Origin of the sequence: Pseudoflavonifractor sp. An187, from assembly GCF_002160275.1 — a bacterium.
Lineage (GTDB): Bacteria > Bacillota > Clostridia > Oscillospirales > Oscillospiraceae > Enterenecus > Enterenecus faecium.
Map to the genome: position 1 here is coordinate 310,957 of NZ_NFKG01000001.1, position 8,793 is coordinate 319,749.

The 8,793-nt window shown below is 56.5% G+C and carries 9 protein-coding genes and 2 tRNA genes; 8 read left to right on the top strand and 3 right to left on the bottom strand.

Going from position 1 to position 8,793, the window contains the following annotated elements; all coding sequences use genetic code 11:
• Positions 1–75 precede the first annotated feature (75 nt).
• Positions 76–1,203, top strand: a complete 1,128-nt coding sequence (locus B5F22_RS01560) for a DUF362 domain-containing protein (protein WP_087390046.1) — start codon at positions 76–78, stop codon at positions 1,201–1,203.
• Between the two features lie 210 nt (positions 1,204–1,413).
• On the opposite strand, the gene B5F22_RS01565 is transcribed toward B5F22_RS01560, so the two are convergent.
• A tRNA-Gly gene (locus tag B5F22_RS01565) sits at positions 1,414–1,487 on the bottom strand.
• Positions 1,488–1,870: 383 nt separating this feature from the next.
• On the opposite strand from B5F22_RS01565, the gene B5F22_RS01570 reads away from it, so the two are divergent.
• Positions 1,871–3,181 carry a putative ABC transporter permease gene (locus B5F22_RS01570; protein ID WP_087390047.1) on the top strand — a complete coding sequence of 437 codons (1,311 nt, stop codon included), beginning with the start codon at positions 1,871–1,873 and terminating at the stop codon, positions 3,179–3,181.
• A gap of 94 nt (positions 3,182–3,275) precedes the next feature.
• Here the strand turns inward: B5F22_RS01570 and B5F22_RS01575 are convergent.
• Together B5F22_RS01575 and B5F22_RS01580 are read right to left on the bottom strand one after the other, a co-directional pair.
• Positions 3,276–3,352 (bottom strand) — tRNA-Arg (locus B5F22_RS01575).
• Between the two features lie 100 nt (positions 3,353–3,452).
• On the bottom strand, positions 3,453–4,085 hold the full coding sequence (locus tag B5F22_RS01580) for a redox-sensing transcriptional repressor Rex (RefSeq protein WP_087229511.1): 633 nt from the start codon (positions 4,083–4,085) through the stop codon (positions 3,453–3,455).
• A gap of 143 nt (positions 4,086–4,228) precedes the next feature.
• Here B5F22_RS01580 and B5F22_RS01585 point away from each other — a divergent pair, with 143 nt between their 5' ends.
• The 6 genes from B5F22_RS01585 to B5F22_RS01610 all read left to right on the top strand — a co-directional run.
• Positions 4,229–4,618, top strand: a complete 390-nt coding sequence (locus B5F22_RS01585) for a carboxypeptidase regulatory-like domain-containing protein (protein ID WP_087390050.1) — start codon at positions 4,229–4,231, stop codon at positions 4,616–4,618.
• A gap of 10 nt (positions 4,619–4,628) precedes the next feature.
• On the top strand, positions 4,629–5,810 hold the full coding sequence (locus B5F22_RS01590; RefSeq protein WP_087390052.1) for a peptidoglycan-binding protein: 1,182 nt from the start codon (positions 4,629–4,631) through the stop codon (positions 5,808–5,810).
• Between the two features lie 15 nt (positions 5,811–5,825).
• Positions 5,826–6,329 (top strand): peptidoglycan-binding protein, encoded by a 504-nt coding sequence (locus B5F22_RS01595; protein WP_087390055.1) that lies wholly within the window; start codon positions 5,826–5,828, stop codon positions 6,327–6,329.
• Between the two features lie 96 nt (positions 6,330–6,425).
• A complete protein-coding gene (locus tag B5F22_RS01600; RefSeq protein WP_087229499.1) occupies positions 6,426–6,974 on the top strand; it encodes a DUF4364 family protein in 549 nt (182 codons plus the stop codon).
• Positions 6,971–7,780: a putative ABC transporter permease gene (locus B5F22_RS01605; protein ID WP_087390058.1), complete on the top strand. Its 810-nt coding sequence runs from the start codon at positions 6,971–6,973 to the stop codon at positions 7,778–7,780. Before B5F22_RS01600 ends, B5F22_RS01605 begins: the two co-directional genes overlap by 4 nt.
• Before the next feature lie 309 nt (positions 7,781–8,089).
• The coding region (locus tag B5F22_RS01610) for a transposase (protein WP_242955030.1) at positions 8,090–8,793 on the top strand (704 nt) is incomplete at its 3' end.

The window sequence follows — 8,793 nt, forward strand, 5'->3', positions numbered from 1 at the left end:
TGCCAAATTCTCCTGGCTCCGCTATACTGTTCTTACATGACTTTCACCCTATTTCGAGACAAGGAGCAATGAGGTATGGAAAAAGCAAACGTTTACTACACCGATTTCCGCACCAAGCTGGGCGAGGGCCTTCCCACCAAGCTCAAGCGGCTCATCCGGGCCGCAGGCATTGGCGAGATCGACATGGATAACAAGTTCGTGGCCATCAAGATGCACTTCGGCGAGCTGGGCAATCTGGGCTTCCTCCGCCCCAACTACGCCAAAGCTGTGGCTGATGTGGTGAAGGAGCTGGGTGGCAAGCCCTTCCTCACCGACTGCAACACCCTCTATGTGGGCAGCCGGAAAAACGCCCTGGAGCACCTGTACTGCGCCTGGGAAAACGGCTTCACCCCCATGACTGTGGGCTGTCCCATCCTCATTGGCGACGGTCTGAAGGGCACCGACGATGTGGAGGTCCCCGTCAACGGAGAGTACGTCCAAAACGCCAAGATCGGCCGAGCCATTATGGACGCTGACGTGTTCATCTCTCTGAACCACTTCAAGGGCCATGAGATGGCGGGCTTTGGCGGCGCCATCAAGAACATCGGCATGGGCTGCGGCTCCCGGGCCGGTAAGAAGGAGCAGCACCACAACGGTCAGCCCTCCGTACACCAGGACAAGTGCGTGGGCTGCAAGTCTTGCATGAAGGAGTGCGCCAACCAGGGTCTGGCCTTTGACGAGACCACCCGGAAGATGCACATTGTCACCGAGAACTGCGTGGGCTGTGGCCGGTGCATCGGTGCCTGCAACTTTGACGCCATCGACTTCTCCAGTTGGGCCGCTGTGAAGGACCTGAATTGCCGCATGGCGGAGTATGCCAAAGCAGTGGTGGACGGCCGTCCCAACTTCCACATCTCTCTCATTGTGGACGTCAGCCCCAACTGTGACTGCCACGCCGAGAACGACGCCCCCATCCTCCCCAACATCGGCATGTTCGCCTCCTTTGATCCCCTGGCCCTGGACCAGGCCTGTGTGGACGCCTGCCTGGCCTGCGATCCCCTGCCCAACAGCCAGCTCAGCGACAACATGGCCAAGCCGGATTTCTGTGACCACCACGATCATTTTGAAAACAGCACCCCCGACTCGGAGTACAAGACCTGTCTGGAGCACGCTGAAACGATCGGCATCGGCTCTCGCAGCTATGAACTGGTGTTTCTAAAGTAAGACTCAAAAATGCCTGGAGAGGGCTTCTCTCCAGGCATTTTTATAATTATAAGTACAGGGTCCCGCAAAGCCGGGCGGCGCTGGTGCGCCGTACAAGTGTTTTCGCCTGGGCGAAAACCTTGGCGCAGGCGGAATTCACTTCCGCCGAGCATTGAAATGAGCCTATGGCTCCCAATGAAAAAGACACGCTTTTTAGCGTGTCTTTTTCATTGGAGCGGGTGAGGGGAATCGAACCCCCGTGTTCAGCTTGGGAAGCTGACATTCTACCATTGAACTACACCCGCATATTTCAACTCGGTGAAGCTTATTATAATACACCCCCTGGGAAATTGCAAGCATTTTTTCTCCCCTATCTTCCTCGTTATCCCTCCACTTTTCTACACTTTGCCCAAAACTTTATTTGTATTTTACAATTCCACCCTTTACTTTTCCGATACATGTTGCTATAATGTACAACAGCGCAAGAGAAAAGAGGTGAAACTTGTGAAAGAATATCCCCGCAAGCCTGATGTGGATGATATGATTTTCGGTGATGATCGCACCGTGCCCAGCCAGCGCTGATCTCCCATCAGCCCGCAATGCTGCATATTTTTTGACTCACCCCAGTAATCAGCAATACTGTGGTGAGTTTTTGTCTTTCTCAGAACAACCCCGAAAGGAGCTTTTCATGACATACTCACTCTCCCAACTGGCCTGGTTCTTTCTCATCTATTCCATTCTGGGCTGGTGCATCAGCGTGGCATTCTGTGCCGTCAAAAAACATTCCTTTGTCAACCCAGGCTTTCTCAACCTTCCTGTCAGCCCCATTTACGGCATTGGAGCGGTACTCTCCACGGTGTTCCTCTCGGAACTGACCCACCGCCCCCTGTTCTTTATTCTGGGCTCCTGCGTTCTGTCCGGCATTCTGGTCATTACCACCGGTGTCGCTCTGGAGCGCATGCTCCACCGCAGATGGTGGGACTTCTCCGACCACAAATTCCACTTTCATGGGTACATCTCCCTGCCCCTGCTGCTGGTGCTGGGTGTGGGCGCATGGCTGTGTGTGAGTTTTCTCAACCCCCTTCTAGCCTTGGTGTTGGGTGACCTCCCTCCCCTGCTGTCCCGCATCCTGGTTCTGGTGGGATTGGGACTGGTCGCCCTGGACCTGGCCCTCTCTCTGGGCATCACGGTACAGATGGGCGTGCGTATCCGCCGTCTGGAACAGCTGTCCCGAGACTTCCAGGAGCTCACCGCTCTCTTCGGCCACGCCATCACCCGGCGGGTCCAGACCCGTATGCTCCACGCCTTCCCCAATCTGGAGCAGGCCGCCCCCTCCCAAAAGCCCAAGCCCACCGTGTTTGCCCAGGGCTGTTCTCCCACCAAGCTGATTTGGATTTTCTTCATTGCCGCCCTGCTGGGCGATATCATCGAGACGCTGTTCTGCCGGGCCACCATGGGCATCTGGATGAGCCGCAGCAGTCTCATCTACGGTCCCTTTAGTATTGTGTGGGGCCTTGGCGCTGTGATGTTCACCGCCCTGCTCTATCGGTACAAAGACAAGAGCGAGGGCTACCTCTTCCTTGCCGGCACCATTGTGGGCGGTGTGTACGAATATGTGTGTAGTGTCTTCACCGAGCTGGTCTTCGGCACCGTGTTCTGGGATTACAGCCACATCCCCTTCAACCTGGCCGGACGCATCAATCTGCTCTACTGCTTCTTCTGGGGCATTGCCGCCGCCGTGTGGATGAAGGTCCTCTATCCCCGCCTGTCCCGTCTCATTGAGCGCATCCCCATGAAAGCGGGCAAAGTGCTCACCTGGGTGATTGTTGTGTTCATGGTGTTCAATATGGCCATCTCCGCCCTGGCTCTGGGTCGGTATCAACAGCGCCAATCGGCCCCTGACGCCCCCACCAACGGCTTCACCGAATTTTTGGACCACTACTACCCCGATGAGCGGATTCATCAGGTCTACCCCAACATGAAACAGGTCACGGACTGACCGAGAAAAAAACGTCCGATGCTGATTCCTGCATCGGACGTTTTCCTATGTCTCCGGAAGAAAAAAAGGCAAGTCCCTTTCGGAACTTGCCTTTTGGTACGGCTGGAGGGATTCGAACCCCCGACCTTTTGGTTCGTAGCCAAACACTCTATCCAGCTGAGCTACAGCCGCTTGTCGCTGTCGTTTTCTGGCGACTCATATATATTAGCACAGCTGAAATGAAATTGCAAGTGTTTTTTTCGATTTTTTGAAAAATTTTTGAGAGGTCTATTTACTCCTCAGAAATCATATAACTCAGCGTTAGCAGGCTGTCTGCAAAGTGCACGTTCTCCACTTTCACGTCGGGCATCTCCTGCTCCGGCAACTCCACATTGGTGAAATTCCAGATTCCGTCCACCCCCAGCTTGCTCAGGCGGCGAGCGGTGGCCACGGCCACAGACCCAGGCACCGTCAGAACCGCCACGCTCACCCGGTGCTCCCGCACAAAGGTGTCCAGACCATCCACATGGTAGACGGGGACGCCGCCCAGCTTGGTGTCCACCAGGTCCGGGTTGACGTCAAAGGCGGCCACCAGCCGGAAGCCATTGGCACGGAACGGGAAATTCTCAATGAGGGCACGGCCCAAGTTACCGGCACCCAAGATGAGCACGGTGTGGCCTCGGTTCATCCCCAGGATCTCTGCCACCTCACCCCGCAGCCGCTCCACGTTGTACCCGTAGCCCTGCTGACCGAACCCGCCAAAGCAGGACAGATCCTGGCGAATCTGGGAGGCCGTCAGGCCCATGGACTGGGCCAAGGCTCCGGAAGAGATTCGAATGGTACCGGCACGATATAAGTCATCCAAATGGCGATAATAGCGGGGCAAACGCCGGATCACCGCCGAAGAAATCTTATCTTTTTTCATATGACACCCTCACATCCCGTCAGAGTTTTTCGGCATTTCATCTTTCTTTTGATCACCATACGCAATTCATTTTATCTCATTGTCATAAGTTTGTCAATTTCCATGTGCAAGTTCTTGCAACATTTCTCAAGGAGGTCCTAGCATTGGCACAAAACGGTTCTCTCATTGTCCACGTCTATGCGTCCCGGGCTCAGCTCCCCATACAGGGGGCCACGGTGTTGGTGTCCCAGCCGGACGGACAGGGTAGGCATCAGCTTCTATCCGTGCTCATTACAGACGAGAGCGGCGTGGCTGGCCCCATCTCCCTGCCCGCTCCCGACGCCGCCCTCAGCCAGAGCCCTGGCTCCCCCCTGCCCTTCTCCTCCTACTCTCTGGTGGTGGAGCACCCGGGGTATCAGGTGGCTGTTTTCGAAAATCTCCAGATCTTTTCTGGGGTAGAGACCACCCAGAGTGTGCCCCTCATCCCTCTGGCCATTCCCGAGTCGCCCATCCCTCGGCCCCAGTTCACCAACGTCACGCCACAACCGCTGTAAGGAGGCTTCTATGTCTGTATCCGTCATTCCCTACATTCCCCAGTATATCACCGTCCACCTGGGCCAGCCCAAGGAGGCGGCGGAGAACGTCACGGTGACCTTCCCCGACTACATCAAAAATGTAGCCTCCAGCGAGGTATACCCCACCTGGTCAGAGGAAGCCCTGAAAGCCAACATTCTGGCCCAAATCTCCTTTGCCCTCAACCGGGTGTACACCGAGTTCTACCCCAGCCGCGGGTACGACTTTGACATCACCAGCGAAACCCAAAACGATCAGAAATTCATCAAAGGCCGGAGCACCTTTGAAAACATCGACCGCCTGGTGGACGACATGTTCACCACCTACATCCGCCGAGTGGGCTTTGTGGAGCCCCTGGCAGCCAAGTTCTGCAACGGCACCACCTCCACCTGTGACGGCCTGTCCCAGTGGGGCAGTGAGGCCATGGCCCAGGAGGGGGCGGACTACATGACCATTCTGCGCAACTACTACGGGGACGACATCGAACTGGTCAACGACGCCCCCATCCGGGATGTGCCCAACTCCTACCCAGGCTATCCCCTGCGCCAGGGCTCCTCCGGGGAGGACGTGGTGGTGCTCCAGGCCATGCTCAACCGCATTGGACAGAATTACCCTGCCATTCCCCGCCTGGCCCAGGTGGACGGCATCTTTGGGCCACGCACGGAGGAAGCAGTGCGGGTGTTCCAGTCCGTCTTTGGGCTGGCAGTGGATGGTATCGTGGGTCGGAGTACCTGGTATAAGCTGGTGTTCCTCTACGTGGCCGTCACCAAGCTCTCCGAGCTGGTCAGCGAGGGCCAGAGCTTCACCCAGGTCCAGGGCCCCTCGGGCATCCAGGTGCTGCGCCAGGGAGACCGGGGCCCCGCCGTCTCCGCCCTCCAGTATTTCCTCTCCCTCATCGGGCAATACTCCTTCAATCTGCCCACCCTGGCCATTGACGGCATCTTTGGCCCCAAGACCAAACAGGCGGTGCAGGATTTCCAGAAAGCCTACCATCTGCCCGCCACCGGCGTGGTGGACAACGCCACGTGGCTGAAGCTCTACGACGAGTACGTGGGCATCGCCACCACCTCTCTGGCCAACGCCAATTTGCCCATCTCCCCCTCGGAGATTGAAAACCAATTCCAGGCCGGGCAATTTCCCGGCTATCCGCTCTCCTACGGCAGCAACGATTAAGGAGGTATCTCAACCATGGAACTCAATCTCACCGGCGCTCCGGTACGAGACATTCAGCACATGCTCAACGTCATCTCCGCCACCCATCCCGCCCTGCCCCGCCTGGTGGAGGACGGGGTGTTTGGGGAGCGGACCCTGGAAGGGGTGATGATCTTTCAGCGGGACTTTGGCCTTCCCGTGACCGGGGTGGTGGACTACGACACCTGGCTGGCCCTGCGGGTGCAGTCGGAGCTGATTCAGAAGCGGGACGGGATCCCCCCCTCCCTGCAAATCATCTCCCCCCAGTATGAGCCGTCCTCGTCTGGCACACCGGAATGGGCGTTTGTGGACACCGTTGTGACGGCGCTCTCCCCCATTCTCACCAATTTCCCCTCCACCTCCACCCCCACCGACCACATCCGTCACTTGCAGGGGCTGGGACAGCTGCCTGTCACTGGTATTCTGGACCGCCCCACTTGGAGTTTGCTGGTTCGGCTGTACCATGCCTTAGTGGTTCGAAACGCCCTGGCCGCCCTGTGAGCCTCCAGGTTTCCCTTGTAAGCCTGGGCCTTTTTCGGTATAATATAGAAGTGGCCCATGAGGCCACCTTATCCCAGGAAAGGCAGGAACAAGACCATGGCTCGTTTTGGATTCATCCACAGCAAGTTGGACACCAAATTGCTCATTCTCTATATCCTCACCCGTGTGGCGGGCCCCATTGACTTCGCCACCCTCACCGATCTGGTGATGTGCGACGACGGCGTGGACTACTTTGAATTTGCTGAGGCCCTGTCGGAGCTGCTGGAGAGCGGACACCTGGTGCGTGAGGGAGACTACTACTCCCCCACTGACAAGGGCCGCCGCAACTGCGCCGACGGCGAGAGCAGCCTCTCCCCCGTCATCCGCAAGCGCTGTGACCAGCGCCTGGCCCCCTTCAACGCCGCTTTGAAGCGGAAGGCCCAGGTGCGCAGCCGGGTGGACCCCTCCCCCGACGGCACCTTCTACACCGTGCGTCTGATGCTGGACGACGACCGGGACAACCTCTTTACCCTCTCACTGCTCACCGCCACCCGGGAGGAGGGAGAGGACATTGCCCAGCGCTTCACCCAACACCCCGACCGCATCTATAACGGTGTGCTGGGTATCCTACTGTCCGACCCAGAAAAGAGAGGTGAAACCCATTGACCATCCTGGGCTATCCCATTCAGGCACTATTTCTCTACTTTATCTTTTACTCATTTCTAGGATGGTTGATGGAGACCTGCTACTGTTCCATTCTGGAGCACCGTCTGGTGGACCGGGGCTTTCTCTACGGCCCCATCTGCCCCATCTACGGCGCCGGCGTTCTGTTAATGGTCCTCTTTTTCACCCCGCTGAAACACAACCTGTTTGTGTTCTATCTCACCGCTGTGGTGGTGATGACCTCGTGGGAGTATTTCGTGGCGTGGCTTCTGGAGACCACCACCCACGTGCGCTACTGGGACTACTCCCGGTTCCGCTTCAACATCAAGGGCCGGGTATGCCTGTGGGTGGCCCTGGTGTGGGGTGCGCTGTCCTATGTGGTGATCTTCTGGATTCACCCCGCCGTGGACGGCATCTACCAGACTATCCCCGGCTGGCTGGTGAACACCCTGTGCGTGGTCTTACTGGTCATTCTGCTGGTGGATGCCACCCTCACCATCCGGCACCTGGCGTTGGTGTCTCAGCTGGTGGTGAAGCTGGCCGCCGCCCGGGACGAGGCACAGGTCCAGTTCTCTCTGGGTAAGGCCGAGCTGGGTCAAATGCTGGAAAACCAGTCCGCCGCCCTGCGCAGCAACTACAGCCAGCAAGTGGCCCGGTTGGAACGGTATTCCCGCTCCTTCCGCCGCAAATACTCCAACATGCGTCTGACCAGCCGCTATGCCAGCCTCACCGATGATCTCCGGGCATCGGCTGCCGCCGCCCGCAAGGAGATTCTGAAAAAGCGGGAGAATCGCAAAAAAAGAAAATAATCTCAGCAACAGAAGGGCCTGTTGCAAAATAGGCCAGAACAACAAAACGAGAGGCTAACCTTTTTGGGGGTTGGCCTCTCGTTTCATTTGCTTTATAATTTGTTTGTGAAGACAAATTATAACAAGCAAGATCAGTGTACCGTATATGAGTGCCACGGTCAACTGGTATTTGCATTGAACTCACAAAAAATATTACCGGAGAACGCACCCGTCCGACTGGCAAGTGCCCAGCTTGAGGAACTGGATTACAGGAAACTGTATCGCACCTATTCGTCCAGAGGACGGAAATCGGCAGTGGAACCACGGGTGATGTTCAAGGTAATTGTCTACGGGTATCTGTGTGGCATCTACTCCAGCCGGAAGCTGGAAGAGGCGTGTAGGTATCGAGTAGATTTTATGTGGCTGTTGGAAGGCCAAAAGGCACCGGATCACACCACCATTGCCCGTTTTCGAACCGGGCGGTGCAGAGAAGCCATAGAAGACCTGTTCTACCAGTTTGTCCGCAAGCTGGAGGAAATGGGGGAGACAGACCACAGAGCTGTCTTTATTGATGGAACAAAGATGGAAAGCCGTGCAGGCCGCTATACCTTTGTGTGGCGCAAAAGCGTGGAGAAGCACCTGGCCAAAGTAAAGGCCCAGGTGGAACGATCTACCGGTTTTACTTCCACACAGGAATTGCGGGCATGGTTGGAGGAGTTTGCTCAAAATATTACCTTTGTCCATGGAAGTGGCCGGCGGAAAAGTCCCGGACAAAAGGAATGGGAGCGCCTGTCTGAACTTCTGGAGCGGTGGGAGCAGTATGAAAACATGCTATCCACCATGGGAGAAGGGCGCAACAGTTACTCCAAAACAGACGAAGATGCCACATTTATGCGGCTGAAAGAAGACCACATGCGAAACGGGCAGCTCAAGCCAGCTTATAATGTGCAGATTGGTGTGAACAGTGAGTATATCACCGGGATAGAGCTGTTTTTCGACCGAAATGATGTGAGAACGCTTCAGCCGTTTTTAAA

What these genes read in the sequence shown, in the direction of transcription:
- B5F22_RS01560 (WP_087390046.1), top strand. Translation starts at nt 76, where the DNA reads ATGGAAAAAGCAAACGTTTACTACACCGATTTCCGCACCAAGCTGGGC.
- B5F22_RS01570 (WP_087390047.1), top strand. Translation starts at nt 1,871, where the DNA reads ATGACATACTCACTCTCCCAACTGGCCTGGTTCTTTCTCATCTATTCC.
- B5F22_RS01580 (WP_087229511.1), bottom strand. Translation starts at nt 4,085, where the DNA reads ATGAAAAAAGATAAGATTTCTTCGGCGGTGATCCGGCGTTTGCCCCGC.
- B5F22_RS01590 (WP_087390052.1), top strand. Translation starts at nt 4,629, where the DNA reads ATGTCTGTATCCGTCATTCCCTACATTCCCCAGTATATCACCGTCCAC.
- B5F22_RS01595 (WP_087390055.1), top strand. Translation starts at nt 5,826, where the DNA reads ATGGAACTCAATCTCACCGGCGCTCCGGTACGAGACATTCAGCACATG.
- B5F22_RS01600 (WP_087229499.1), top strand. Translation starts at nt 6,426, where the DNA reads ATGGCTCGTTTTGGATTCATCCACAGCAAGTTGGACACCAAATTGCTC.